Source organism: Xanthomonas hydrangeae, assembly GCF_032697525.1.
GTDB lineage: Bacteria > Pseudomonadota > Gammaproteobacteria > Xanthomonadales > Xanthomonadaceae > Xanthomonas > Xanthomonas hydrangeae.
Window position 1 is genome coordinate 4,044,884 of the sequence record NZ_CP103836.1, and the last position, 23,357, is coordinate 4,068,240.

A 23,357-nucleotide genomic window follows, 5' to 3' on the forward strand; every position below is an offset into this window, starting at 1 on the left:
TTCCTCGATTCCTCCAATTGCTGTTGGTTTGCCTACTCGCGCTCACCGCGTGGTCGGCAGCCAATGCGCACGATCGCATCCACGATGCGCTTGTGGGCGACGGCTTGGCGGTGATGGTGGATGCTGGCGAAGAACGTGACGCAGCCGAAGATCTGCAGGACGACGGGGACGCACAGACCCAGGTCGATACCCATTCTGCAGACGACATCCCCTTGCTCTCCCAAGCATGGCCGGTGGTCGCACGCTATTTTCCCTCCTGGTACGCGCACTACGCGCCGGCATCTCAAAAACGCGACCTGATCCCGCAACTGCGTCCTCCTAACGCACTGCGCGCCTGATCCTTCGTTTGTCGCGTCAACCGGTGCTGCGCACCGGACTCATTTTGATTTGTTCGTCTTTGCACTTCGCGGTTTGCGCCGTGGATTGCCATCCGTTGCCTAGAGGTATCTCCCATGCAAAGCTTGCTAGATGGTTTTCGTCATTTCCGTAAGGAAGTGTATCCGCGCCAGAGTGCGCGCTTTCAGGAATTGGCCGGTGGCCAGAGTCCGCACACGTTGTTCATTACGTGCGCCGATTCGCGCGTCATGCCGGAGCTGATTTTCTCCGCCCAGCCCGGCGAATTGTTCGTCTATCGCAACATCGGCAACGTCGTGCCGCCTTACTCGCAACACGTCAGCGGCGTTGTCGCTGCGATCGAGTACGCCATCGCCGTGCTGGGTGTGCGCCATATCGTGATCTGCGGCCATACCGATTGCGGCGCCATGAAGGCGGTGCTCAAGCCGGAATCGCTGGAAGATGTGCCGTCCGTGGCCGCGTGGCTCAAGCACACCGACTCGGCGCGCCATGTCACCGCCCATCATGGCCACGATCCGCATAGTCAGGACGCGCTGGACTGCATGACCGAAGAGAACGTGGTCTCGCAGCTGGACCATCTGCGGACGCAGCCGGTGGTTGCCGCACGTCTGGCCGCTGGCACCTTGCGTATCCACGGCTGGATCTACGACATCGCCCATGGCGAGATCCGCGCCTTCGATGCCGAGAAGGGTGGCTTCCGTCCGTTGTTGGCGGAAAACACCCCCGAAGCCACCCCACGTCCGCGACTGCAGCAAGTCGTGCGCGCTGAACTGGCCTGACGGAGCACATCATGAACACATCAGGTATCGGCGGATATTTCCGTCAAGGACTGTTCGGGCGTGATTTATTGGCGTCTGTCGTTGTCTTCCTCGTCGCGCTCCCGTTGTGTATGGGCATTGCGATCGCATCCGGCATGCCGCCGGCCGCAGGTCTGATCACCGGCATCATCGGTGGTCTGGTCGTTGGCTTTGTGGCGGGTTCTCCGTTGCAGGTGAGTGGGCCTGCCGCCGGCCTGGCTGTGTTGGTGTTCGAGCTGGTCCGGGAGCACGGCATCGCCGCGCTCGGGCCGGTGATCCTGTTGGCCGGTGCGATTCAGTTGGTCGCCGGTCTGTGCCGTGCAGGCGTGTGGTTCCGCATGACATCGCCGGCCGTGGTGGCCGGCATGTTGTCCGGTATCGGCATCCTGATCGTGGCCTCGCAGGCGCATGTGTTGATGGATGCCGCACCCAAGGCGCGCGGTCTGGAAAACTTCGCTGCACTGCCGGCCGTGGTGTGGCAGGCGATCAGCGAAGGCACCGGCCGCACCGCGTTGTTCGTGGGTCTGGCCACCATCGGCATCATCCTGGCGTGGGACAAGCTGCGTCCGCAGCGTCTGCGGTTCTTGCCAGGCGCGTTGATCGCGGTGGTGGCGGTCACCGCGGCGGTGCAGTTGCAGGGTTTGAACGTTGCCAAGGTAGACGTGCCGACCAACCTGTTCTCTGCGATCAGCATCCCCAGCATCTCGGATATCTTCGGCGTGTTCAACGCGACCTTGCTGGTGTCTGCGGTGACGTTTGCTTTCATCGCCAGCGCAGAAACCTTGCTGTCGGCGGCAGCGGTGGATCGCATGCATCAGGGCGCACGCACCAACTACGACCGTGAACTGGCGGCGCAGGGCGTGGGCAATATGTTGTGCGGTTTCCTCGGCGCATTGCCGATGACCGGCGTGATCGTGCGCAGTGCGGCCAACGTGCAGGCCGGTGCGGCCACGCGCATGTCCACGGTGCTGCATGGCAGCTGGTTGCTGGTGTTCGCAATGCTGCTGCCGTGGCTGTTGCGGATGACGCCGGTGGCCTGTCTGGCCGGCATCCTGGTCTACACGGGTGTGAAGATGATCAAGATCGGTCAGGTCAAGGAGCTGGCGACCTATGGTCGTGGCACCGCGGCGATCTATCTGGCCACCACCTTCGCGATCGTGGCCACCGACCTGCTGACCGGTGTGTTGATCGGCTTCGGTCTGTCGCTGTTCCGTCTGGCCCTGCATTCTTCGCGCCTGAAGGTGGACGTGCGTGAGCACGAGCACAAGAAGGACGAGATGCATCTGACCCTGCAGGGTTCGGCAACGTTCCTGAAGGTGCCGGCGATGGCGCGTACGCTGGAAAGCGTGCCGCCCAATACCGCACTGCATCTGGACGTTGCCAAGCTGCACCATGTCGACCACGCCTGCATCGAGTTGCTGCGCGACTGGAGCCGGAATGCGGCCTCGCGCGGCTGCGAGTTGGTGGTGGACTGGAACGAGCTGGATCGACGCGTGGAAGGTCAGCCAACGGTGGAAAGCGTGCTGGTCGAACAGCGCGTGGAGCAAGCCAAGGCGGCGTAAACCTGCTGCAAACCGCCCGGCTTTCGCGCCGGGTGACCCCTGTCGTGACCGGATGATGCATGGCGCCGTAAGACGCATCATCCGGTCGCGATTTTTTTTGGCCGGGATTCGGGATTCGGGAGGCGGGATTAGAGATTCGTAAAAAGTCTGGGTTTGCGTTGCCGATACGATCCAATTGGTGCGACTCGCGCGGCTGGGCGCTGCGCAGTCGTCGATGGTCTTGCTAGATCGTCTTAGCCACGTTTGAGTAGGAGCGCGTCAGCTGCGCAAAGGTGCTGGCCGCTCGGCAGACGCCACGGTCTTGTCACGATAGCGGCACAGGTCGTGGATCACGCAGCCCGGGCAATCCGGTTTGCGTGCCTTGCAGACGTAGCGGCCATGCAGGATGAGCCAGTGATGCGCGTCGTGCAGAAACTCTGCAGGAATGACCTTCACCAGTCTGTCTTCGACCACGCGCACGTCCTTGCCCGGCGCAAGTCCGGTGCGGTTGGCCACGCGGAAGATATGCGTGTCCACCGCCATGGTGGGCTCGCCGAATGCGGTATTGAGCACCACGTTGGCGGTCTTGCGTCCGACACCGGGCAATGCTTCCAGCGCCGCGCGATCATGCGGGACTTCTCCAGCGTATTGCTCGAGCAAAATACGACAGGTGGCGATGACGTTCTTTGCCTTGGCGTTGAACAGGCCGATGGTGGCGATGTAGCGCTTCAGGCCTTCTTCGCCGAGATCGAGAATGTCGCGCGGCGTATTGGCGACCGGGTACAGCTTGCGGGTGGCCTTGTTGACGCCGACATCGGTGGCTTGCGCCGAAAGCAGCACGGCGATCAGCAACTCGAACGGGGTGGTGTATTCCAGCTCGGTGGTCGGGTGCGGGTTGAGTTCGCGCAGGCGTTCGAACATTTCCTGCACTTCGGGCTTGCGCATGATGCTGCCGCGACGTGCCGGCAGGGCGGGGCGGATCGCGTTCATGGCTGTGTTCCACCTGCGGCCTTGGCCTTGGCGCGCGCCAGGATGGCGGCGGCCAACGGCGGCAATGCGGCAGCGACGGGTTGACTGGGTGCCGGTGCGGGCGTGCGGCGAGCATCGCGTTCGGCAGCGCGGCGCTGCAGGCGCGCGCTGCGTGCGCGGTAGCGTTCGCGTGCGGCCCAGGCATCACGCAGGCGCTGTTGTGCGGCGAGCAATCCCGCGCGTAGCTGCGGGCATGCCGGGTCCAGCAGGTCGTCGCGTGGATCGGGCAGGTACTCCATCAGGCCGAGCGCCAGCGCGCCGTCGAGATCGTCCGCTTGCACGCAGTCGAATAGTTGCAGCGGCAGCGGACGTGATACCGGTATGGGGTCGAACGTCATGGCGAATCGATCAGCGATTGAGAAAATGTGCGGGGCGTTTTTCGAGAAAGGCGCGGGTGCCTTCGCGCATGTCGTCGCTGGCGAACAACAGCGCAAATTGTGCGGTTTCCAGCTGTAAGCCTTCTTCGATCGCGCATTCGCCGCCGAACACCACCGCATCCAGAATGCCGCGCAGTGCGAGCGGTGCAGCAGCGGCCAGGCGCTGCGCCAAGGCGAGTGTTTCTTCCTGCAGCGCCTCCGGCTCGACCACGCGGTTGAGCAGGCCCAGCTGCAATGCGCGCGCTGCATCGATCGGCTGGCCAAGCAGACACAGTTCGAGCGCAGCAGCACGACCGGTCAGGCGCAACAGCCGCTGGGTGCCGCCGAAACCGGGGATCAGGCCGAGATTGATTTCCGGCTGCCCCAGGCGCGCGGTGGCTGAGGCAATGCGTAGATGGCAGGCTATGGCCAGCTCCAGTCCGCCGCCCAGCGCAAAACCATTGATCATCGCGATCACCGGTTTGGGCATGCGCTCGATCCGGCGCATCAGCTGCTGGCCGAGCAGCGAGAATTCGCGCCCCTGCATTGCAGACAGATCGCGCATTTCGGCGATATCCGCGCCGGCCACGAAAGCTTTCGGGCCCGCGCCGGTGAGAACCACCACGCGCACGTCATCCGCGCTGGCGGCATCCTGGAACGCCTGATCCAGCGCCCGCATCGTGTCCTGGTTCAAGGCGTTCAGTTTGTCCGGTCGATTGACCGTGATCGTCCGTACACTGGCGTGGTCGGCGATCAGAATGACGTGATTGGACATGGAAATCCTTACGAACGTAAAAAATTAGTAAATACGGAACTTCCGAAAGCCTTGCTGGTCATAGCTTTCGTGATAAGTAGCGGTTCGGTATCGCGGCCGCTATCCTAGCGCGTCATCTCAGGCGGCAGACCCGTCCTGTGCCACCACCCTGGAGAATTGTTTGATGAAGTTGCGTTCTATCGCGGTCGCTGTGGCGGCCCTGGCCCTGACGGGCAATGCACTGGCCCAGGACACAACGTCCGAGAAAGGCAAGTTGAGCTACTACTTCGGCTATGACTACGGCAACAACCTTGCCGAGCTCACCGGTCGCGGCGAGCAGCTCGACATCAATGCGGTGGTGAAGGGTCTGCAAGACGCCTATGCCAAGAAGCAGCCGTCGATCACTGCCGATCAGCTGAAGCCGGCCGTCGAGGCGTTCCAGAAGCGTGAGCAGGGCCGTGCCCAGCAGGCCAAGGCCGAGTACGACAAGGCTGCTGCTGCCAACAAGACCAAGAGCGACCAGTTCCTGGCCAAGAACAAGGGCACCGCTGGCGTGCAGACGCTGCCGAGCGGCGTGCAGTACCGCGTGATCGAAGCCGGCAAGGGCGCCAAGCCGACCCAGGCCAGCACCGTGCAGCTGGAAGTGGCCGGTCCGTTCCCCTTCGGCGATCGCGAGAAGGCACGTCCGGCGCAGCAGATTCCGGCCATCAAGGTCAGCGAAGTCGAGATGCAGGCCATGCGCGATACGCTGCTGCAGATGCCGGCTGGCTCGAAGTGGGAAGTGACCTTGCCGCCGGAGAAGGCCTACGGTGCCGACCCGCGTACGCCGTTCCCGCCGAACGTGGCCGTGCAGTTCGAGATCAAGCTGGTCAGCGTCAAGTAATTGCGTTTGATGTTGCTGTGACAGCGCCGGCCACCAGGCCGGCGTTGTCGTTTGGGTCCACCGGACATGCGCGAGCGCAAAAGTCGGTTGGAGGTCTTGACGATGCGGGGCGGCAGGAGCGAGCGATGACCGACAAGGATTCGAACGACGGCAGTCTGCCCAGCCCATGTATCGGTGTATGTTCGTTGGACGCGCAGTCGCACTGTGTCGGCTGCCTGCGCAGCCTGGATGAAATTGCACGCTGGATGAGCATGAGCGACGCCGAACGCCGGACATATCTGCAGACGGTTCTGCCTGCGCGCGCATTGGCGGCGCGGCTGCCCGAATGCGCGCAGCTGCGGCGTGCGTTGTATCCGCTGGACACCGCTCCCGATGGGCCGGGTTGGAACCATGCCGAATTGATCGATCTGACCGAAGGCGGCGCCTCTGCCGAAGCGGCGGTGTTGTGCGGTCTGATTCCACGCGAACATGGCAGCATGGTGCTGCTGACGCGCCGCACCGACAGCCTGCGCCATCACGCCGGGCAGGTCAGTTTTCCCGGTGGGCGGATCGAGCCCTCCGATGCCGATGCGGCGGCTGCGGCGCTGCGCGAGAGTTGCGAAGAGATCGCGCTCGGCGCGGATCAAGTGCATGCATTGGGTTATCTGGATCCGTTTTTGACCGTGAGCGGGTTTCGCGTGACGCCGGTGGTTGCGGTGATCGACCCGGCATTCGTGGCGGTGCCGCAGCCGGACGAAGTGGCCGATGTGTTCGAAGTGCCGTTGGCGTACCTGATGGACCCGGACAATCTGCGCAGCGTGGAGCTGGAGTTCGGCGGCCGGCCACGCCGTGTGCTCGAGTACGATTGGCCGGGCCAGCGTATCTGGGGCGCCACCGCTGCCATTCTTCTCAATCTTCGTCGTCGCCTGGAGCAGGTTGCATGAGTGCCAATCCCGACTGGACCACGCTGGTCGATAGCGCCGCCTTGACGGCCGCGTTGCACCATCCACAGCTACGGCTGCTGGACGCCCGCGCCGCGCCGCCGACTGCGCCGGACCCGGATGCAGCGCGCAACGCGTATGCGCAGGGACATCTGCCAGGCGCGTACTACGCGGATCTCAACGATGATCTGGCCGATCTGTCGCGGCCTGGTCAGGGGCGCCATCCGCTGCCGCACAGCGCGGCCTTCGCCAAGCGGCTGGGCGAATGGGGCATCGATCCGGACAGTCAGGTCGTGGTCTACGACGCTGCCGACGGCAGCATGGCCGCCGCGCGTGCGTGGTGGATGCTGCGGTTGCTGGGGCATCGTCGCGTGGCGGTGCTGGATGGCGGATTGGCTGCGTGGCGCGCTGCCGGATTGCCGGAAAGTGCCGAGCCGCCTGCATTGCACAATGGCGCGGCGTATCCAGGCAGTTTCGACAGCGACGCGGTGGTCGAGGCCGAGCAACTCCTGGCGCGTCTGGAGCAGGCGCCGGGATGGTTGCTGGATGCGCGTGCCGGCGAGCGTTTTCGCGGCGAGGTGGAGCCGGTCGATCCGGTGGCCGGGCATGTGCCTGGTGCGGTGAGTCGCCCATTGGGTGTGAGCCTGCGCGATGGCCGTTTCAAGCCGGCAGACGAATTACGTGCGGAGCTGTCTGCGCTGCTGGGTGCAACTCCACCCGAGCACGCGGTGGTGATGTGCGGATCGGGCGTGACTGCCTGCCATTTGCTGCTGGCATTGGAAGTGGCCGGCCTGTCTGGCGCGCGTGTCTACGCCGGCTCGTGGAGCGGCTGGGTGCAGGACCCGGCACGTCCGGTCGCGACCACTGCCTGACCGATTGCAGGCACAATAGCGACAGGAACGGTGACCTGTGGGGACGCAGGTTCGCTGCGCGGAGCGCAGTTTCTCGCAGTGTTGGGTGACTCATGCGGTTGCAGTTACAGATCGGCGCACTCTGCGTCGCGGCGTGGTCGATGGCTGCGTGCTCGGCGGGGTCGACCACTGGCGTCAACGATGCGCGTCTTGCCGGTCGTGGACAAAGCGATGAGCAGGCGGTGTATCAGGTTGCGCTTGAACGTGCGCGTGCACAGCGTTTGACGCGGTTGCGGGCCCCTGACGGTTGGTTGAGCTACACCGGCTCCGGTCGCGTGCGCGCTGGCCAGTACCGGGTGGGCAGCGATCCGCAGAGTGACATCGTGCTGCCGGCCGGTCCCGCGCGGTTGGGGCAGCTGACCCTGGACACCGATGGCCGTGTGCACTTTGAAGCGGCCGCCGGTGCGCCGGTGACCTTGAACGGGCAGCGCATCGATCGCGTCAGCCTGGAACCGGAGCGTGCAGGGCAGCGCGGCGATCGCCTGGACGTGGAGGGCCGGCAGTTCTATCTGGTGCAGACCGGCAGTTTGTTCGGCTGGCGTTTTCGCGATCCGGCTGCGCCGGCGCTGACCCAAGTCGATGGGCTGGACTATTTCCCAACCGATCCGCGGTGGCGCCTCCAGGCGCGCTGGGAGGCCTATTCCACGCCACGCACGACCACCTTGTTGACCTCGATCGGCACCCCGCTCACGGTCGATATACCGGGCGAGGCGGTGTTTTCGCGCCATGGCCACGAGTACCGCCTGCAGGCGCTGGCGCAGGAGGGCGGGGAGGGCCTGTTTTTCCTGTTCGCCGATCGCACCAGCGGCAAGGAAAGTTATGGCGGTGCGCGTTATCTCTACACCGCCGCGCCGCGCGACGGCCGCATCGTGCTGGACTTCAATCTGGCCGAAAATCCACCCTGCGCGTTGACGCCGCACGTGGTCTGCCCGATCGCGCCACCGGAAAATCGGCTGGATGTCGCAGTGAATGCAGGCGAGAAAACCTACCGCGTGCCGGAGCGCTGAGCGCAGCGTCTAGCGCGGTGTGTGCGACCACGTCACGGCCGCTTCGATGCGCGGCCATGGAAACATGGGTCCGGGGTCGAGCTTGCGCTGGATCTTGCGCGACGGATCGTCGCTGGCCGCTTCCTGGGTGGTGTCCAGTGCCTGATGACCGGCGATGCGGCTGATCGATGGCAGCTGCTGTTGCAGCCATTGCAGCAGGGTGATCAGCGCGACGATCTGGGCGTTGGGATAGGGCTCGGTCATGACCTGATGACGCGAGTCCAGCCAATGCGGATAGCGGCCGCTATTGACCAGTTCGATGCCCAACGTATGCGGGTTGTGGCCGCGCACGTGATGCGCCACGCGTTCGAGCGCCACGTACTGCTGGATGCTGCCGTTGCGGTCGATGTAGTAATGGCCGCTGTTGCCGGTGCCGCTGTCGTAGAGCACGCGCTCGCCGTATTCGCGCGCCATCGCCATGTCGGGCAATTCGGTGCAGTGGATGACCACCATGTCGATCTGTGTGAGCGCGCGTCGCGCCAGCCGGGATTCGTAGGACAACGGCGCGTAGGTGATCGGCGGAGACGGCAGGACGGCATCGGACATGAAGCGGATGCTAGCATTCGACGATGGCTTTGAATCCCGACAGCCCTTTGGGCAAATTGATGGCAACGCTGCCGCAGACCGGTCAGGTGACCTGGATCGGCGTGCGCCCGGCGCGCGATGTGGCCATGCTGGAGGTGGATGCGGCGCAGGCCACCACCGGTATTGGTCTGGTGGGCGACCGCTACAAAGGCGGCAGCGGCAAGCGTGGGCTGACCTTGATCCAGGCCGAGCATCTGCCGGTGATCGCCGCCCTGGCCGGTCACCCGACAATCGCGCCCGCTACGTTGCGGCGCAATCTGGTGGTGTCCGGTATCCCGCTGATCGCCTTGAAAGGGCGGCGCTTTCGTATCGGCGAGGTCGAGCTGGAAGGCACCGATCCCTGCGACCCGTGCTCGCGCATGGAAGATGCGCTGGGCGCGGGCGGCTACAACGCGATGCGCGGGCATGGCGGGCTGTGCGCGCGCATCCTGCGTGGCGGCGTGCTGCGCATTGGCGATCCGGTGCAGGCGCTATGAGCCGCGGTCATTGCATCCTGTCGCACGGCTTCGAAAGTGGCCCCGACGCGCTGAAAGTCACCGCACTGGCCGACGTCGCCGAGCAGTTGGGCTGGACCCACGAGCGCCCGGACTACACCGATCTGGACGCGCGCCGCGAGGTGAGCACGCTCGGCGATGTGCAGGGCCGGCTGCAACGCCTGCTGGAGATCGCACGTGCAGCGGCCGACAAGGGGCCGCTGGTGTTGGTCGGTTCCAGCCTGGGCTCGTATATCGCCGCCCAGGCGTCGTTGCAAGTTCCGACGCGCGGGCTGTTTTTGATGGTACCGCCGACCAGGATGGGCCCGTTGCCGGCACTGGATGCGGCGGACGTGCCGATTTCGATCGTGCATGCCTGGCGCGATGAGTTGATTCCTGCCGCCGATGTGATCGCCTGGGCGCAGGCGCGCAGTGCGCGCTTGTTGCTGGTCGACGACGAACACCGGCTGGCGGCGCATGTGGACACCTCGGCGCGCGCATTCGCCGAACTATTGCAGAGCCTGTGATGCGTCCGTACCTGATTGCGTGCCGCGTGCGGAGTTGTCGATGGATGTGTTGATCCGCGAAGCGAGCGACGGCGATGCCGCAGCGATCGAACTGCTGACGATGGTCGCGTTCATGCGCTCCGACCACAGCCGCCATGACGAGCAACACGTGATTGCCGCGTTGCGCAACGACGGCGCGCTGGCGTTGTCGTTGGTGGCCGATCATGACGGCTATGTGGTTGGGCATCTGGCGGTATCGCCGGTGTCGTTGTCGGACGACTCGCCAGGCTGGTACGCACTGGGTCCGCTGGCGATCGGGCCGGGGCATCAGCGCCAGGGCCTGGGCACACGCCTGGTGCAATCTGCACTGGCGAACTTGCGCGAGCGCGGTGCGGCCGGTTGTCTGGCGCTGGGCGAACCGGCGTTTTTCAAGCATCTGGGGTTTGCGGTGGAGCCGGGCCTGGTATTGCCCGACGTCCCGGTGTCCGAGCTGCAGGCGCTGGCTTTCGGCGATCGGTTGCTGCCGCTGGCCGATGTGGCTTATCACCCGGCCTTCGGGCTGGGTTGAGTCGAGCCTCTATCGCCCCGTTACCGAGATCTGCGCCACTGCAGTTCGCTTGGCGGCATCTTCCATCGCCATCGAGACGCCAGGACGCCGGCAGTGATCGCAGCATTGCAAGAGCTGCAATGGCGCTCTCCTGTCGAGGTGGAAGATGCAACGCGATGATGAAGACCTGGGTCAGGACGCGCATGCGGGCCGACTGATCTCCCACGGTAGCGATCACCAGGACGATGCCGCAGTGTTGGCATCGATCAAATCGCGTCTGCGTCAGACCGGCGATCGATCCGATGCGATGGTTCAACGTTTGATCGGTCTGGTCGATGCGCTCTGGTCGATCGAGTTCGGTCGGTTTCTGCTCAGAAATCGTGGGCTGAATGCCTATTGGACCCATCAGATGGTGACGTATCGCCCTGATGCACAGCCGTACGATTCGATGTCGGCGATGGAACGCCATATCTTCGAGAAGGCGCCTGCGGTGCTGGCTACCCGCGAACGGTTCGGCATCTTCAGGCAGCAGCTGCAGCGGCTGCTGCGGCCAGGCATGACGCTGGCATCGGTGCCCTGTGGATGGATGGGGGAGCTGTTGATGCTGGACTACAGGGAGTGCCCGGACGTGCGCCTGATCGGCATCGATCTGGATCCGCAGGCCTTGGAAGGGGCGCTCCAACTCGCACGGCAGCATGGGCTGGAGGGGCAGCTTTCGCTGCGTCTTGACGACGCATGGACATCCGGCCCTGGCGATGAGGTGGATGTGCTGACGAGCAATGGTCTGAATATCTACGAGCCGGACGACGGGCGCGTGATCGCGCTGTATCGCGCCTTTTTCGAACGACTGACACCAGGTGGCGTGCTGGTCGCAAGTTTTCTGACTCCGCCGCCAAGCATCTGTGCCGAGTCGCCGTGGAAGTTGGAGAACATCGACGCGGAGGCGCTGACCCTGCAGAACCAGATATTCGCCGAGATCGTACAAGCGCGCTGGGCCTCGTTCCGGACCCATGCACACACCCGTCTGCAGCTGGAAAGCGCCGGGTTTACCGATATCCGGTTTATCGACGACGCCGCCAGCATATTTCCGACGGTGATCGCGCAGAAGCCATTGGGTCGATGAGTCGGCAACATCGCGTACTGCCCGGGGTTCCGTTTGCAGGGCGCGCTGACCTACACTCTGCTGCGTTGTCCACTGTCTGAGGATTGGTCCAATGCGCCATTGATGCCGCCGTCGTGATGACGGCCTGACCCGCTGCTGATCCAGTTGGATCGGTGCGTGTGCTGGCATGCAATGGAGACGCTGATGACCTGTCCGTCGCTGACGCTGCAAAGCGTTGCGTATGCGCTGCCCGATGGCAGCCCGCTATTTTTCGATTTGAGTATCCACATCGACCAGCGCGCCACCGGCCTGGTCGGGCGCAATGGTGTGGGCAAGAGCGTACTGGGGCGCCTGCTGGCCGGCGAGTTGCTGCCCAGCGCCGGGCGCTGCGTGCGCAACGGCAGTGTGCATTACCTGCCGCAGCGGGTGAGCGTTGCGCCGGGGCAGCGCATTGCCGAATTGGCCGGGATTGCGCCGCTGCTGGATGCGCTGGACAGGATCGCTGCCGGTAGCGTTGCGCCGGACGATTTCGAACTGGTCGGCGAGCGCTGGACGGCACACGAACACTTCGACGCAGAACTCGAACGGCAAGGTCTGGGCGGGCGCGATCCATATGCACTGGCAGCGCAACTCAGCGGCGGCGAAGCGATGCGCGTGGCGTTGGCCGGTGCGTTTCTGACCCAGCCGGACCTGTTGATTCTGGATGAGCCCAGCAATCATCTGGATGGCCCGCAACGCCAGCGGCTGATGGATCAGCTGCAGGCGTGGAGCGGTGGCCTGGTGGTGATCAGCCATGACCGCAGCTTGCTCGAGGCGATGCAGCGCATCCTGGAACTGTCGCCGCACGGGTTGCGCAGTTATGGCGGCAATTACGCGTTCTACGCCCGGCAACGCGCGCTGGAACGGCAGGCGGCCAGCGATCTGCTGGCCGAGCGCAAACACGCACGCATACGCGGCGAGCAGGCGCTGCGTGAGCAGCAGCAGCGTCAGCAACAACGCCAGGCACGCGGCGCGCGTGCTGCCGGGCAGGCCAATCAAGCGGCGATCCTGCTCGGCGGGCAGAAGCAACGCAGCGAAAACAGCGCCGGGCGGCTGCAGCAGCAACGTCAGGCCGAACAGGCACGGCTGAGCGAGGCGGTGGTGCAGGCCGCAGCGCAGGTGGAAGCGGATGCCGCGATCGCCGTGTTGGCGCCGGCATCGCCAGCCGGCGCGTCGCGACGGTTGGCCACGCTGGAGCAGGTGGAACTGGCCGACGAGCGGCTCGGCGGGCGTCGGGTGGATCTGTGGTTGCAGGGGCCGGCGCGCATCGGTCTGGTCGGCCCCAATGGCAGCGGCAAGTCGTCGTTATTGCAGCTGCTGGCCGCGCGCCTGCAGCCAAGCGCCGGACGCTGCCAGGTGCATGTGCCGGTGGCGTATCTGGATCAGGACCTGGGGCTGCTGGACCCGGCACGCTCGGCCGCTGCGCAACTGTACGCTGCCAACCCGGGCGCACCAGCGCACGCACAACGGCTGCGGCTGGCGTTGCTGGGGCTGGACCAGACGCGTGCCGACCTGCCCACCGGGCAGCTCAGCGGCGGCCAGCGGCTCAAGGCGGCGCTGGCCTGCGTGCTGTATCGGGCGCAGCCGGCGCAACTGCTGTTGCTGGACGAGCCGACCAACCACCTGGATCTGGCCTCGGTGGAAGCGGTCGAAACGCTGCTGCGCGGCTATAACGGTGCGCTGATCGTCGCCTCGCACGATGCCGCCTTCCTGCAGCGGCTGGGCCTGCAGCAGCGCCTGGAGACTGCGCAGCCGCAGTGGCAGCTGGCGCCGTGGTGAACCGCGCAGCGGGCAATCCGGCCGCTGGGCTGGTAAAGCCGGCGCCGATGGCCGACCATTTGCGCCCCGCCCGCAGCGGCCACGGCATTGCCCTCCACGGCGCCGGCCCAGCGTCCTGCTCTCACGCTCGCCACGACGGCCGGCGTCTCCATCGATACCTGCCTACGTGAAATTCTTCGCATCCTGTGCCAAGGGCCTGGAATACCTGCTTGCCGACGAGCTGCTGTCGCTCGGCGCCAGCAAGGCCACTGCCACCATCTCCGGCGTCAACGTCGAAGGCGACATGCGCGACGCGCAGCGCGCCGTCCTATGGTCGCGCCTGGCCAGCCGTGTGCTGTGGCCGTTGAACGAGTTCGATTGCCCGGACGAGGACGCGCTGTATGCCGGCGTTTCCGAGTTGCCATGGGACGAGCATCTGTCTGTCGGCCATACGCTGTCGGTGGATGCGCATGTCTCCGGCACTGCGATCACGCATGCCCGCTATGCGGCGCAGCGCATCAAGGACGCGGTGGTCGACACCATGCGCCGGCAGGGCCTGGAGCGCCCGTCGGTGGATCTGGAGAGCCCGGATCTGCGTCTGAACCTGTCGCTGCGCAAGGGCCGCGCCACCATTTCGGTGGATCTGGGTGGCGGCCCGCTGCATCGGCGCGGCTGGCGCATGGCGCAGAACGAAGCGCCGTTGAAGGAAAACCTGGCCGCGGCGGTGCTGCTACGCGCCGGTTGGCCGCGCGCCTACGCCGAGGGCGGCGGCCTGCTGGATCCGATGTGCGGCAGCGGCACCTTGTTGATCGAAGGCGCGCTGATGGCCGCCGATGTCGCACCCGGCCTGCAACGCTATGGCAGCGATATCCCCAGCCGCTGGCGCGGCTTCGACCGCGAGGGCTGGCAACAGCTGGTGAGTGAAGCGCGCGAGCGCGACAGCCGCGGCCGCGCCGCGCTCAGGCAGGTGATCCACGGTAGCGACATGGACCCGCATGCGATCCGCGCCGCGAAAGAGAATGCGCAAGTGGCCGGTGTGGCCGAGGCGATCTGGTTCGGCGTGCGCGAGGTGGGCGATCTGCAGACCCCGCCGCAGGCCACCGGCGTGGTGGTGTGCAATCCGCCTTACGACGAACGCCTGGCGGCCGATGCGGCGCTGTATCGCCGCCTGGGCGACACCTTGCAGCGCGCCGTGCCGCAATGGCGGGCCAGCCTGTTGTGCGGCAACGCCGAGCTGGCGTATGCCACCGGCCTGCGTGCGGGCAAGAAATACCAGCTGTTCAACGGCGCGATCGAGTGCGCGTTGATCGTCTGCGACCCGATCGCGGGGCCGCGGCGCACCCCGCTGGCCGCACCGACCGCGCTCAGCGAAGGCGCGCAGATGGTCGCAAACCGTTTGCGCAAGAATCTGCAGAAGTTCAAGAAATGGCGCGCGCGCGAAGGCATCGAATGCTTCCGCGTCTACGACGCCGATCTGCCGGAATATTCTGCTGCCATCGACGTGTATCAGCAGGCCGATGGCGATCGCCGCGTGTTTCTGCATGTACAGGAATACGCCGCGCCGGCAACGATTCCCGAAGCCGATGTGCGCCGCCGTCTGGGCGAACTGCTGGCCGCGGCACGCGAGGTGTTCGAGGTGCCAGGCGAGCGTGTTGCGCTCAAATCGCGCGAGCGTGGCAAGGGTGGCAGCAAGTACGGGCGTTTCGAGCAGCGCAACGAGTTTGTCAACGTGCGCGAGCACGGCGCGCTGCTGCGGGTGAATCTGTTCGATTATCTGGATACCGGGCTGTTTCTGGACCATCGCCCGTTGCGCGGCACCATGGCCACGCAATCCAAGGGGCGGCGCTTCCTCAATCTGTTCTGCTACACCGGCGTGGCCAGCGTGCAGGCGGCAGTGGCCGGTGCGAGCTCCACCACCAGCGTGGATCTGTCCGGTACCTATCTGCAGTGGTGCGCCGACAACCTGGCCCTGAACGGCCAGGCCGGCAGCAAGCACAAGCTGGTGCAGGCCGATGCGCTGGCCTGGCTGGAAGCCGAGCGCGCGCATTTCGACGTGATCTTCTGCGACCCGCCGACCTTCTCCAACTCTGCGCGTGCGGAAGACTTCGACATCCAGCGCGAGCACGTGCGGCTGTTGCGTGCGGCAGTGGCGCGCTTGGCGCCAGGCGGGGTGCTGTATTTCTCCAACAACTTCCGTCGCTTCAAGCTGGATGAGGAACTGGTGGCCGAATTCGCGCAGTGCGAGGAAATCAGCCCGCGCACCATCGACCCGGATTTCGAACGGCATGCGCGGATCCATCGGGCGTGGCGGTTGACGGCGTAGGGTCCGCCGGGTCCCGTTTGGCGGCCCGGTGTGCGCGTTGCGCTCTCGGTCGTGCCTGCGCTCGGCCGGCCGCTGTGCGCCAGCTTGTCAGTCGCGCTTGATCGCGCAGGCGCAAGCGCGGCCGTGCATGCGAGGGCAGAGCCTGGCCACAACAAGCCCGGCACAGCGCTGCGGTATGCTGATTCGCATGCTTTGGAGTCAACGATGACCGCACCACCCCGCATCGCCTTTCTCGCCAGTCACGCCGAGCCGGCGGTGACCGCGCGCGCGCGTCTTGTGCAGCGCTACGGCGATCATCCGCTGGACACCGCCGACATCGTTTGCGCCCTGGGCGGGGACGGTTTCATGCTGCAGACCCTGCATCGGCACGGCGCTGCCAGCAAGCCGGTGTTCGGCATGAAGCTGGGCTCGGTCGGGTTCTTGATGAACCAGTACCGCGACGACGAAGACGACCTGCTCGCGCGTCTGCAGCGTGCCGAGCCGGCGCATCTGCGCCCGCTGGAAATGCAGGTGCAGACCGAGTCTGGTGCCAGCACGGTGTCGCTGGCCTACAACGAGGTCTCGCTATTGCGACAAACCCGCCAGGCCGCGCATCTGAGCGTGGATCTCAATGGCCAGACCCGCATCGCCGAGCTGATCGGCGATGGCGTGATGGTCGCCACGCCGGCCGGCAGCACCGCGTACAACTATTCCGCGCATGGGCCGATCCTGCCGCTGGGATCGCACACGCTGGCGCTCACGCCGATCGCGCCGTATCGCCCGCGCCGCTGGCGCGGCGCCATCCTCAAGGCCGATACCGAAGTGTGCTTCCGCGTGCTGGACCCGTACAAGCGTCCGGTCAGCGTCACCGCCGATTCGCACGAGATCCGCGACGTGGTGGAAGTGACCATCCGCGAATCCACCCAGCGCCAGGTGACGCTGCTGTTCGATCCCGAACACAATCTGGAAGAGCGCATTTTCAGCGAGCAGTTTGCGGTGTGAGGGGTGGGGATTGGGGATTCGGGATTGGCAACGGCAGCAGCGCGGCACGTCGTCTTTGGAATCGCTCGCACGCGCTACGATGCTGTGCGGATGGGCGATCAACTCCCACCTCCGGTTCCTGCTCCAAACCAATCTCCAAATCCCAAATCCCAAATCCCAAATCCCAAATCCCAAATCCCAAATCCCGAATCCCGGCCCCACAATGACTGACAACTCACCCAGGCTCCTGACCGTCGCGGTCACCTCGCGCGCGCTGTTTGACCTCGAAGAAGGCCACGCGCTGTTTGAGGCCGATGGTGTGGAGGCGTATTCGGCGTTCCAGCGCGAGCATGAGGACGACATTCTGGAGCCGGGCGTGGCATTCCCGGTGGTGCGCAAGCTGCTGGCGCTCAACCACGATGTGCCCGAAGACGCGCCGCGGGTGGAAGTGATCCTGCTTTCACGCAATTCCGCCGATACCGGCTTGCGCATCTTCAATTCGATCCAGCACTACAACCTGGGCATCGTGCGGGCGACCTTCACCTCCGGGCAGCCGACCTGGCCGTACGTGAAGCCGTTCGGCACCGATCTGTTTCTGTCGGCCAATCCGGAATCGGTGCGGCGTGCACTCACCCATGGCATTGCGGCGGCGACCATCATGCCGCGCGCGCCGGGCGAACGCGCCGAGGCCGCAGCGGCAATCGTGGACAACGACGAGAGCCGCTTGCCGACGCAGCTGCGTATCGCCTTCGACGGCGATGCGGTGATCTTCGGTGACGAGAGCGAACGCATCTCGCGCGAGCAGGGCGTGGAGGCGTTTGGACGCCACGAGCGCGAACGCGCGCGCGAGCCGCTGTCGGTCGGGCCGTTCCGCAATTTTCTGTCTGCGCTGCACACGCTGCAGGCGGCATTTCCGCCCGGCGAGGCCTCGCCGATCCGCACCGCGCTGGTCACCGCGCGCTCGGCACCGGCGCACGAGCGGGTGATCCGCACCCTGCGCGAGTGGGGCGTGCGTCTGGACGAGGCCCTGTTCCTGGGTGGGCGCCACAAGGGGCCGTTCCTGGAGGCGTTTGGCGCGGATATCTTCTTCGACGATTCGCAGCACAACATCGACAGTGCGCGCCAGCATCAGCATGTGGCCGCCGGTCATGTGCCGCATGGCGTGGCCAACGATCCGCCGAGCAGGTGAGCGACGCACCGAAGCCGTCTGCACGCGCCGCGCTGCGCTCCAGCTGGCGTCAGTTGGAGCTGTATTTCGCCGACGACACCGTGCAGACCCGCATGTCGCGCTGGGCGCCGTCTCGGCTGATGCTGCCGTACACGCGCGGCATGCTGGCTGCGTTATGGCTGCAGCCGCGTCCCGAGCGCATCGGCATTGTCGGATTCGGCGGCGGCGCGCAGGCCAAGTTCTGCCATCGTTATCTGCGCAGCACGCGCATCGAGGCGGTGGACGCCGATGCGCAGGTGCTGGCGTTGCGCGATGCGTTTGCCGTGCCGCGCGACGATGCCCGGCTTGAGGTCACGCACGGCGATGGTGCGCAGTGGATCGGCACGCGTGCCGGGCGCTACGACCTGTTGCTGCTGGATGCCTACGATGCCGACGGCATTCCGCCCGCGCTGTGCACACCCGAGTTCTACGCCGATTGCCGCGCTGCGCTGACACCCAGCGGTGTGCTGGCGTTGAACCTGTTCCAGGTGCCGCTTGCCGGGCATCTGGCCAAGCTGCGCGATGTCTTCGATGGGCGGGTGCTGCTGTTGCCCGAACCGGATCTGCGCAATCAGGTGCTGTACGCCTGGAATGGCAAACGCACGCCGGGCACTGCGGAGCAAGCATTGGCGGCGTTGCCGTGGTCGGCGCGCCGGCAGCTGCGGCCGGCAATGCTGCGGCTGCAGGCGGCGTGGATGGAACGGGCCTGGCGGTATGCGTAAGCCGCTCTAGCTGGGTGGTCTTGCGATCGTCGTCAGCCAGCGATGTCGGAAACTTCAAGATCGCTCGCAACCGCATCGTTACGGCGTGAGTGGATTGCCTGCATCTGCCAGTGGCAACTGGATATCGGTCAGCCGCCAACGCAAGCCTTGTCGGGTCAGCACGAAGACCACCGGCGCCCCGGTCGCGGTGCGCGTGGTGGCGGTGAAGCGGCGGGTGGATTCGAAGCGCTGCTGCGCGCCTTGCAGCGGACGCGCCGGCGCTGGCGCCGCATAGGTATCCGGGCTGACGGTGTCGCCAGTGACGCGATTCCACACGCGGTGGCCTTGCAGCAATGCACCGATGCCCAGCGGGGTGACCAGCGTGTCCACGCCGGCGCCGCTGATGCCGCTGGCAAGCTGCAGGGCGAACCCGCCGAGCAGGCTCGATTGCATGCTGCTGCCGGCCTGACGGATCAGATAATCGTCCAGCTGCGCCTTGAGGTTGACCCGCAGGCTGGGGAAATCCACGTGGCGTTCCAGTTGCCCGGCATCGCGATTGGCGACCGCCTCGCTGATGCCGCGAATGGCCAGGTACGGGCCGGCCACCACGTAACTGACGAGTAGCAGCACAGCCAGCACAGGTAACAGCAACCAACGCTTTTTCATGGCACGCATTCCATTGCCGATGGTGGCGGGGAAGACATCGCTACATGCGAACACCTATGGAAAAAACGCCGCCGCACCCCGCTTGCCGGTGCAGTCGCGATCGCTGTCTGCGCCGCGCGCTGCATCAAAATTCCAGATCCAGTGCGGCGCACAGATAATCGACAAACGGCGCCAGCACCACCAGATCCGCTTCGATGGTCTGACGCAGGCGCGGGCCGGTCATGATGGTGTCGTCCAGGTGCCGCAGATAGGCCCAGTTGCGATGCTTGAGATCGTCGATGAACTCGAAATCGTTGGGAAAGCCGCGCGGTGCGCGCACCAGTTTCTCGCTGTCGTCCAGCGCGAACTTGCGGCGCAGTTTGGGTTCGTACGCGGCCGCTTTCCAGTTGGCCGGATTGTCGAAAATGAACTGGCGCAGTTTGCGCTGGGTATCCGGCTCCGGGTGCCACAACCCCGCACCGACAAAGCTCTCGCCCGGCTGCAGATGGAGGTAGAACGAGGGCGCCGGCACCTGGCGGCGGCGCTCATGAAACAGGCGCGCACCTTGCCAGTTCTTGTACGGCGATTTGTCGTTGGAAAACCGCGCATCGCGGTAGATGCGAAACAGCGAACCGCCCTGGGTCTTGGGATCGGCGCGATAGTGTTCGCTGACCTCGGCCAATGCCGGCTGCAGGTCGGTGATGAGCTGCAGAAACGGCTGGCGCACGTGCGCCTCGTACTGATGCCGATGGTCGTTGAACCAGGTCTTGTCGTTGTGGCGGGCCAGGGCGCGCAGGAACTTGAAGCTGGCGTCGGAAAAATAGGTGGTCATAGCGTGCGTTGGAGGTCCGAACCCCAGGCGGCGAGCTGGTCGAGTAGGGCTTGCTTGGTAGCATCGTCGGGGTGAGAAAGCCGTAAATCCGCAATCTGCGCATGGAACTGATCGAGCGTGACTTCGCCCAGGCCACGGTCTTCTAGCAGGCGCTGGCGGCGATACACGTTCCAGCGTTCCTGCTCGTCGAACGACAGCGTCTGCGGCCAGTTGCGCGCGCGGTAGCGGAACAGCAACTCGATCAGGCGCGGGTCGCGAAAGCGCGAGTCCAGCGCACCCAGTTCGGCCGGCGCGCTGGCACGCACCTGCGCCAGCAGGCGTTTGTCGCCCTCGGCCAGGAAGCCGTCGTAGAGCGAGGCATCGGCGTCGTTGACCGCTGGTGCCGCAGCGCGCTCGTTGCCGTACACCTGGCGCACTTTTTCGGCAAGCTCGGGGCCGAGTTCGCGCAGGCGCGCGGCTTTGGCCAACACCGCGTCGTGGTCGATGCCCAGGCGCTGGAAATCCGCTTCCCGCAAGTGTTGCCAGGCCACCAGCGCCGGCGACTTGTTCAGATGCACTTCTTTCAGCGGAATGCGCTGCTCGCCTTCGGGCAGGTCTGCGGCGCGGATATACAACCGGTCGGCGATCTCATCCGGGCTCAGGCGCAACAGCACCTCCGGGTCGCCGTCCAGGTCGAACACGATCACGCGGCTGTCGATGCGCGGATGGCGCGTCAGCGGCAGCACTGCGGCGGCGCACATGCGCGAGGCGGGATAGCGCTGCGAGATATGCAGCACCGGCTGCATGGCGATGACATCCAGCAAGGTTGCCGCAAAGCGCTTGTCGCGCAGACGCAGCGCGTACTCCCACAACTTCGGTTGATGTTGCTGGAATCTGCGCGCCATGCCGATGGTGGCGTAGACGTCCGAGAGCGCCTCGTGCGCATCGCCTTCGCGCACCGCGTTGGCATCGGCCAGGTGTTCGAGCTTGAACGAGGTGGCGCCGTCTTCGCGCTGCGGCCAGACGATGCCGTCCGGGCGCAGGGCATGCACCAGCCGCAACACATCGAGCAGATCCCAACGCGAATTGCCGCCGCGCCACTCGCGCTCGTAGGGATCGTAGAAATTGCGGAACAGACCGCAGCGCACGAACTCGTCGTCGAAGCGAATCGAGTTGTAGCCCAGCGTGCAGGTCTGCGGCCGGCTCATCTGTTCGGAAATGCGCGCGAATGCCTCGGCCTCGCTCACGCCTTCGCGCAGCGCGTGTTGCGGGGTAATGCCGGTGACCATGGTCGCATACGGGGAGGGCAGCAGATCGTCGGCCGGCTGCACGTAGAAACTGATTGGTTCTTCGATCACGCGCAGCTGCGCATCGGTGCGCACGGCGGCGAACTGCGCGATGCGCGTGCGGCGCGGATCCTGGCCGAAGGTTTCCAGGTCGTAGAAGAGAAAGCTGTCAGGCATGCCGTATCAAATCCAGATCCGCGGCGCGCTGCGGAGGGCGCCGCCAGTGCTGGCTAGTATCTCTCATCCGCACGCCGGCTCGCTGACACAGAGCATGTGGGTGAGATCACGCCGCAAAAATCAGTGCGCGCCTTCCAATGGCTCAAGACGCGCATGCACCACCGCTTCCAGCGCGACCCAGTCGATGCGCGACAGATCGGTGTGCCCGCGCGTGGCTTCGACCAGGATCTCGCGCTGGATCTCGCTGCGCGCCAGGGCGATCGAATAGCGCGTGCGCAGGAAGGTCACCATCGTGTAATGCGGTACGAAACGGGTGGGCCAGCGTGTCTGCAGTTCCTGTTCCAGCGCGCGTTGCAGCAGGAACGCGGCATCGCCGACGCGGTCGCGCATTTCCAGGTAGTTTTCCAGCGCCATCTGCTGGATCGCCGCTGCATCGTCGCGGCGCGCCGCTTCGAACGCGGCAAACGCGGCTTCAAGATCGTCGTGCGCGTCCAGCTGCTCTGCCAAGGCCACGCAGTCTTCGAAGGCGCAATTCATGCCCTGGCCGTGGAACGGCACCATCGCATGCGCGGCGTCCCCGATCAGCAATGCGCGGCCGTCCAGATGCCAGCGGTCCAGCGTCAAGGTGCCGAGCAGCCCGGGCGGATGTTCTTCCCAATGCTCCTTGAGCTGCGGAATCAGCGGCAAGGCATCCGGGAAGTCGCGCGCGAACAAGGCCAGCGCTTCGTCGCCGGTACGCGTGGTGGCAAAGCTCGGCTCGCCCGTGTTGGGCAGAAACAGCGTGACGGTGAAGGTGCCGCCATCGTTGGGCAGCGCGATGCACATGTAGCGCCCGCGTGGCCAGATGTGCAGCGCGTTGCGTTCGATGCGGAAACCGCCGCCTGGGGACGGCGGAATTTCCAGTTCCTTGTACGAGTGATCCAGAAATTCGATGCGCTCGCCCAGTGGCGATTTTCGCTGCATCGCCGCGCGCAGCGCCGAGCCGGCGCCATCGCTGCCGATCAGGCTCCGGAAATGGATTTCGTGCGGTTGGTCGTCGCGGTCGTCGATGAAGCGCGCGTAGCCGGCATCGAAATCTACCGTGTGCAGGCGCCGATAAAAATGCACACGTGCACCGGCCTGTTCGGCCAGATCCAGCAATGCGACGTTCAATGCAGCGCGGTGGATCGACCAGATCACTTCGCTGTCGTCGCGTCCGTAGCGTTGCAGCTGCGGCTCTGCGTGCAGCGGATGCACCATGCGCCCGCGCATCATCACCGCCTTGGCCATTACTGCGTCTTCGGCGCCGGCCTGGCGCAGCGCATGGCGGCCGCGTTCGGCCAGCGCCAGGTTGATCGAGCGACCCGACTCGTAGCCCTTGATGCGCGGATCGCCGCGGCGCTCGTAGACGGTGACCTGCCAGCCGCGACGCGACAGCAGGATAGCGAGGAGGCAACCGGCCAGGCCGGCGCCGATCAGTGTCAGGGAACGAGGAGAGACTGCGCTCAATGCGGTATCCGGCAGCGGCCGGACACGGGTGCCGGCGGAGAGGGAGAAAGTGAAGCGGTTGGCAACAGCGCAAGCCGGTCAGTCAGGTGCGGGCTTGGAGTGTACGTGCGCGTGTGCCGGTTCCGGCTCACGCGCGGATCTGTTCGATGGCACAGTCT

25 protein-coding genes are annotated in these 23,357 nt (G+C 65.4%); 17 read left to right on the top strand and 8 right to left on the bottom strand.

Annotated elements, in window-relative coordinates; genetic code table 11:
* Positions 1-17: 17 nt before the first annotated feature.
* The 3 genes from NYR97_RS17285 to NYR97_RS17295 all read left to right on the top strand — a co-directional run bounded on the left by NYR97_RS17285 (position 18) and on the right by NYR97_RS17295 (position 2,713).
* On the top strand, positions 18-338 hold the full coding sequence (locus tag NYR97_RS17285) for a hypothetical protein (RefSeq protein WP_176341075.1): 321 nt from the start codon (positions 18-20) through the stop codon (positions 336-338).
* Between the two features lie 114 nt (positions 339-452).
* Complete coding sequence (locus NYR97_RS17290; protein ID WP_006450301.1) at positions 453-1,133, top strand: carbonic anhydrase; 681 nt, start codon at positions 453-455, stop codon at positions 1,131-1,133.
* Between the two features lie 11 nt (positions 1,134-1,144).
* A complete protein-coding gene (locus NYR97_RS17295) occupies positions 1,145-2,713 on the top strand; it encodes a SulP family inorganic anion transporter (protein ID WP_104551115.1) in 1,569 nt (522 codons plus the stop codon).
* Between the two features lie 258 nt (positions 2,714-2,971).
* On the opposite strand, the gene nth is transcribed toward NYR97_RS17295, so the two are convergent.
* From nth to NYR97_RS17310, 3 genes are read right to left on the bottom strand one after another with little or no spacing between them, the layout of a single operon-like run.
* Positions 2,972-3,682: an endonuclease III gene (gene nth / locus NYR97_RS17300; protein ID WP_316694932.1), complete on the bottom strand. Its 711-nt coding sequence runs from the start codon at positions 3,680-3,682 to the stop codon at positions 2,972-2,974.
* On the bottom strand, positions 3,679-4,059 hold the full coding sequence (locus NYR97_RS17305; protein ID WP_316694934.1) for a hypothetical protein: 381 nt from the start codon (positions 4,057-4,059) through the stop codon (positions 3,679-3,681). Before NYR97_RS17305 ends, nth begins: the two co-directional genes overlap by 4 nt.
* A gap of 10 nt (positions 4,060-4,069) precedes the next feature.
* Positions 4,070-4,852 carry an enoyl-CoA hydratase-related protein gene (locus NYR97_RS17310; protein WP_316694937.1) on the bottom strand — a complete coding sequence of 261 codons (783 nt, stop codon included), beginning with the start codon at positions 4,850-4,852 and terminating at the stop codon, positions 4,070-4,072.
* A gap of 163 nt (positions 4,853-5,015) precedes the next feature.
* On the opposite strand from NYR97_RS17310, the gene NYR97_RS17315 reads away from it, so the two are divergent.
* The 4 genes from NYR97_RS17315 (at position 5,016) to NYR97_RS17330 (ending at position 8,552) form a co-directional block, all read left to right on the top strand.
* A complete protein-coding gene (locus tag NYR97_RS17315; RefSeq protein ID WP_006450296.1) occupies positions 5,016-5,714 on the top strand; it encodes an FKBP-type peptidyl-prolyl cis-trans isomerase N-terminal domain-containing protein in 699 nt (232 codons plus the stop codon).
* 125 nt (positions 5,715-5,839) lie between these two features.
* Complete coding sequence (locus NYR97_RS17320; RefSeq protein ID WP_316694941.1) at positions 5,840-6,637, top strand: CoA pyrophosphatase; 798 nt, start codon at positions 5,840-5,842, stop codon at positions 6,635-6,637.
* Positions 6,634-7,506 (top strand): sulfurtransferase, encoded by an 873-nt coding sequence (locus NYR97_RS17325; RefSeq protein WP_316694943.1) that lies wholly within the window; start codon positions 6,634-6,636, stop codon positions 7,504-7,506. The genes NYR97_RS17320 and NYR97_RS17325 overlap by 4 nt, the downstream gene beginning before the upstream one ends.
* A 92-nt stretch (positions 7,507-7,598) precedes the next feature.
* Complete coding sequence (locus tag NYR97_RS17330; RefSeq protein ID WP_316694945.1) at positions 7,599-8,552, top strand: DUF1684 domain-containing protein; 954 nt, start codon at positions 7,599-7,601, stop codon at positions 8,550-8,552.
* Between the two features lie 9 nt (positions 8,553-8,561).
* On the opposite strand, the gene NYR97_RS17335 is transcribed toward NYR97_RS17330, so the two are convergent.
* On the bottom strand, positions 8,562-9,137 hold the full coding sequence (locus NYR97_RS17335) for an N-acetylmuramoyl-L-alanine amidase (protein ID WP_316694947.1): 576 nt from the start codon (positions 9,135-9,137) through the stop codon (positions 8,562-8,564).
* Positions 9,138-9,160: 23 nt separating this feature from the next.
* Here NYR97_RS17335 and NYR97_RS17340 point away from each other — a divergent pair, with 23 nt between their 5' ends.
* From NYR97_RS17340 to NYR97_RS17385, 10 genes are all read left to right on the top strand, one after another.
* Positions 9,161-9,652, top strand: a complete 492-nt coding sequence (locus NYR97_RS17340; RefSeq protein WP_205391830.1) for an MOSC domain-containing protein — start codon at positions 9,161-9,163, stop codon at positions 9,650-9,652.
* The gene (locus tag NYR97_RS17345; protein ID WP_205391829.1) at positions 9,649-10,176 is read left to right on the top strand and encodes an alpha/beta hydrolase; all 528 of its coding nucleotides are present in this window, start codon (positions 9,649-9,651) and stop codon (positions 10,174-10,176) included. The genes NYR97_RS17340 and NYR97_RS17345 overlap by 4 nt, the downstream gene beginning before the upstream one ends.
* Before the next feature lie 40 nt (positions 10,177-10,216).
* Positions 10,217-10,723 (top strand): GNAT family N-acetyltransferase, encoded by a 507-nt coding sequence (locus NYR97_RS17350; RefSeq protein WP_316694952.1) that lies wholly within the window; start codon positions 10,217-10,219, stop codon positions 10,721-10,723.
* A gap of 145 nt (positions 10,724-10,868) precedes the next feature.
* Positions 10,869-11,825: an SAM-dependent methyltransferase gene (locus NYR97_RS17355; RefSeq protein ID WP_316694954.1), complete on the top strand. Its 957-nt coding sequence runs from the start codon at positions 10,869-10,871 to the stop codon at positions 11,823-11,825.
* A gap of 183 nt (positions 11,826-12,008) precedes the next feature.
* Positions 12,009-13,622: an ATP-binding cassette domain-containing protein gene (locus NYR97_RS17360; protein ID WP_316694955.1), complete on the top strand. Its 1,614-nt coding sequence runs from the start codon at positions 12,009-12,011 to the stop codon at positions 13,620-13,622.
* Positions 13,601-13,792 carry a hypothetical protein gene (locus NYR97_RS17365; protein WP_316694958.1) on the top strand — a complete coding sequence of 64 codons (192 nt, stop codon included), beginning with the start codon at positions 13,601-13,603 and terminating at the stop codon, positions 13,790-13,792. Before NYR97_RS17360 ends, NYR97_RS17365 begins: the two co-directional genes overlap by 22 nt.
* A complete protein-coding gene (gene rlmKL / locus NYR97_RS17370; protein ID WP_316694960.1) occupies positions 13,789-15,924 on the top strand; it encodes a bifunctional 23S rRNA (guanine(2069)-N(7))-methyltransferase RlmK/23S rRNA (guanine(2445)-N(2))-methyltransferase RlmL in 2,136 nt (711 codons plus the stop codon). Before NYR97_RS17365 ends, rlmKL begins: the two co-directional genes overlap by 4 nt.
* Positions 15,925-16,128: 204 nt before the next feature.
* Positions 16,129-16,905 (top strand): NAD kinase, encoded by a 777-nt coding sequence (locus NYR97_RS17375; protein ID WP_205391824.1) that lies wholly within the window; start codon positions 16,129-16,131, stop codon positions 16,903-16,905.
* A 202-nt stretch (positions 16,906-17,107) separates the two neighbouring features.
* The gene (locus tag NYR97_RS17380; RefSeq protein WP_006450285.1) at positions 17,108-18,073 is read left to right on the top strand and encodes a 5'-nucleotidase; all 966 of its coding nucleotides are present in this window, start codon (positions 17,108-17,110) and stop codon (positions 18,071-18,073) included.
* The gene (locus NYR97_RS17385; RefSeq protein ID WP_316694962.1) at positions 18,070-18,813 is read left to right on the top strand and encodes a spermine/spermidine synthase domain-containing protein; all 744 of its coding nucleotides are present in this window, start codon (positions 18,070-18,072) and stop codon (positions 18,811-18,813) included. The genes NYR97_RS17380 and NYR97_RS17385 overlap by 4 nt, the downstream gene beginning before the upstream one ends.
* Before the next feature lie 78 nt (positions 18,814-18,891).
* On the opposite strand, the gene NYR97_RS17390 is transcribed toward NYR97_RS17385, so the two are convergent.
* The 4 genes from NYR97_RS17390 to NYR97_RS17405 form a co-directional block, all read right to left on the bottom strand.
* Positions 18,892-19,458 carry a DUF2939 domain-containing protein gene (locus NYR97_RS17390; RefSeq protein ID WP_316694964.1) on the bottom strand — a complete coding sequence of 189 codons (567 nt, stop codon included), beginning with the start codon at positions 19,456-19,458 and terminating at the stop codon, positions 18,892-18,894.
* Positions 19,459-19,582: 124 nt separating this feature from the next.
* Positions 19,583-20,269: a DUF2461 domain-containing protein gene (locus NYR97_RS17395; protein WP_168958482.1), complete on the bottom strand. Its 687-nt coding sequence runs from the start codon at positions 20,267-20,269 to the stop codon at positions 19,583-19,585.
* A complete protein-coding gene (gene sbcB, locus NYR97_RS17400) occupies positions 20,266-21,711 on the bottom strand; it encodes an exodeoxyribonuclease I (protein ID WP_316694968.1) in 1,446 nt (481 codons plus the stop codon). Before sbcB ends, NYR97_RS17395 begins: the two co-directional genes overlap by 4 nt.
* 120 nt (positions 21,712-21,831) lie before the next feature.
* Positions 21,832-23,199 carry an FAD-dependent oxidoreductase gene (locus NYR97_RS17405; RefSeq protein WP_316694969.1) on the bottom strand — a complete coding sequence of 456 codons (1,368 nt, stop codon included), beginning with the start codon at positions 23,197-23,199 and terminating at the stop codon, positions 21,832-21,834.
* Positions 23,200-23,357: the final 158 nt, after the last annotated feature.

What these genes read in the sequence shown, in the direction of transcription:
- NYR97_RS17325 (WP_316694943.1), top strand. Translation starts at nt 6,634, where the DNA reads ATGAGTGCCAATCCCGACTGGACCACGCTGGTCGATAGCGCCGCCTTG.
- NYR97_RS17375 (WP_205391824.1), top strand. Translation starts at nt 16,129, where the DNA reads ATGACCGCACCACCCCGCATCGCCTTTCTCGCCAGTCACGCCGAGCCG.
- NYR97_RS17355 (WP_316694954.1), top strand. Translation starts at nt 10,869, where the DNA reads ATGCAACGCGATGATGAAGACCTGGGTCAGGACGCGCATGCGGGCCGA.
- NYR97_RS17315 (WP_006450296.1), top strand. Translation starts at nt 5,016, where the DNA reads ATGAAGTTGCGTTCTATCGCGGTCGCTGTGGCGGCCCTGGCCCTGACG.
- NYR97_RS17305 (WP_316694934.1), bottom strand. Translation starts at nt 4,059, where the DNA reads ATGACGTTCGACCCCATACCGGTATCACGTCCGCTGCCGCTGCAACTA.
- nth (WP_316694932.1), bottom strand. Translation starts at nt 3,682, where the DNA reads ATGAACGCGATCCGCCCCGCCCTGCCGGCACGTCGCGGCAGCATCATG.
- NYR97_RS17335 (WP_316694947.1), bottom strand. Translation starts at nt 9,137, where the DNA reads ATGTCCGATGCCGTCCTGCCGTCTCCGCCGATCACCTACGCGCCGTTG.
- NYR97_RS17395 (WP_168958482.1), bottom strand. Translation starts at nt 20,269, where the DNA reads ATGACCACCTATTTTTCCGACGCCAGCTTCAAGTTCCTGCGCGCCCTG.
- NYR97_RS17380 (WP_006450285.1), top strand. Translation starts at nt 17,108, where the DNA reads ATGACTGACAACTCACCCAGGCTCCTGACCGTCGCGGTCACCTCGCGC.
- NYR97_RS17360 (WP_316694955.1), top strand. Translation starts at nt 12,009, where the DNA reads ATGACCTGTCCGTCGCTGACGCTGCAAAGCGTTGCGTATGCGCTGCCC.
- NYR97_RS17390 (WP_316694964.1), bottom strand. Translation starts at nt 19,458, where the DNA reads ATGAAAAAGCGTTGGTTGCTGTTACCTGTGCTGGCTGTGCTGCTACTC.
- NYR97_RS17330 (WP_316694945.1), top strand. Translation starts at nt 7,599, where the DNA reads ATGCGGTTGCAGTTACAGATCGGCGCACTCTGCGTCGCGGCGTGGTCG.
- NYR97_RS17310 (WP_316694937.1), bottom strand. Translation starts at nt 4,852, where the DNA reads ATGTCCAATCACGTCATTCTGATCGCCGACCACGCCAGTGTACGGACG.
- NYR97_RS17290 (WP_006450301.1), top strand. Translation starts at nt 453, where the DNA reads ATGCAAAGCTTGCTAGATGGTTTTCGTCATTTCCGTAAGGAAGTGTAT.
- NYR97_RS17345 (WP_205391829.1), top strand. Translation starts at nt 9,649, where the DNA reads ATGAGCCGCGGTCATTGCATCCTGTCGCACGGCTTCGAAAGTGGCCCC.
- NYR97_RS17320 (WP_316694941.1), top strand. Translation starts at nt 5,840, where the DNA reads ATGACCGACAAGGATTCGAACGACGGCAGTCTGCCCAGCCCATGTATC.
- NYR97_RS17295 (WP_104551115.1), top strand. Translation starts at nt 1,145, where the DNA reads ATGAACACATCAGGTATCGGCGGATATTTCCGTCAAGGACTGTTCGGG.
- NYR97_RS17340 (WP_205391830.1), top strand. Translation starts at nt 9,161, where the DNA reads ATGGCTTTGAATCCCGACAGCCCTTTGGGCAAATTGATGGCAACGCTG.
- sbcB (WP_316694968.1), bottom strand. Translation starts at nt 21,711, where the DNA reads ATGCCTGACAGCTTTCTCTTCTACGACCTGGAAACCTTCGGCCAGGAT.
- NYR97_RS17350 (WP_316694952.1), top strand. Translation starts at nt 10,217, where the DNA reads ATGGATGTGTTGATCCGCGAAGCGAGCGACGGCGATGCCGCAGCGATC.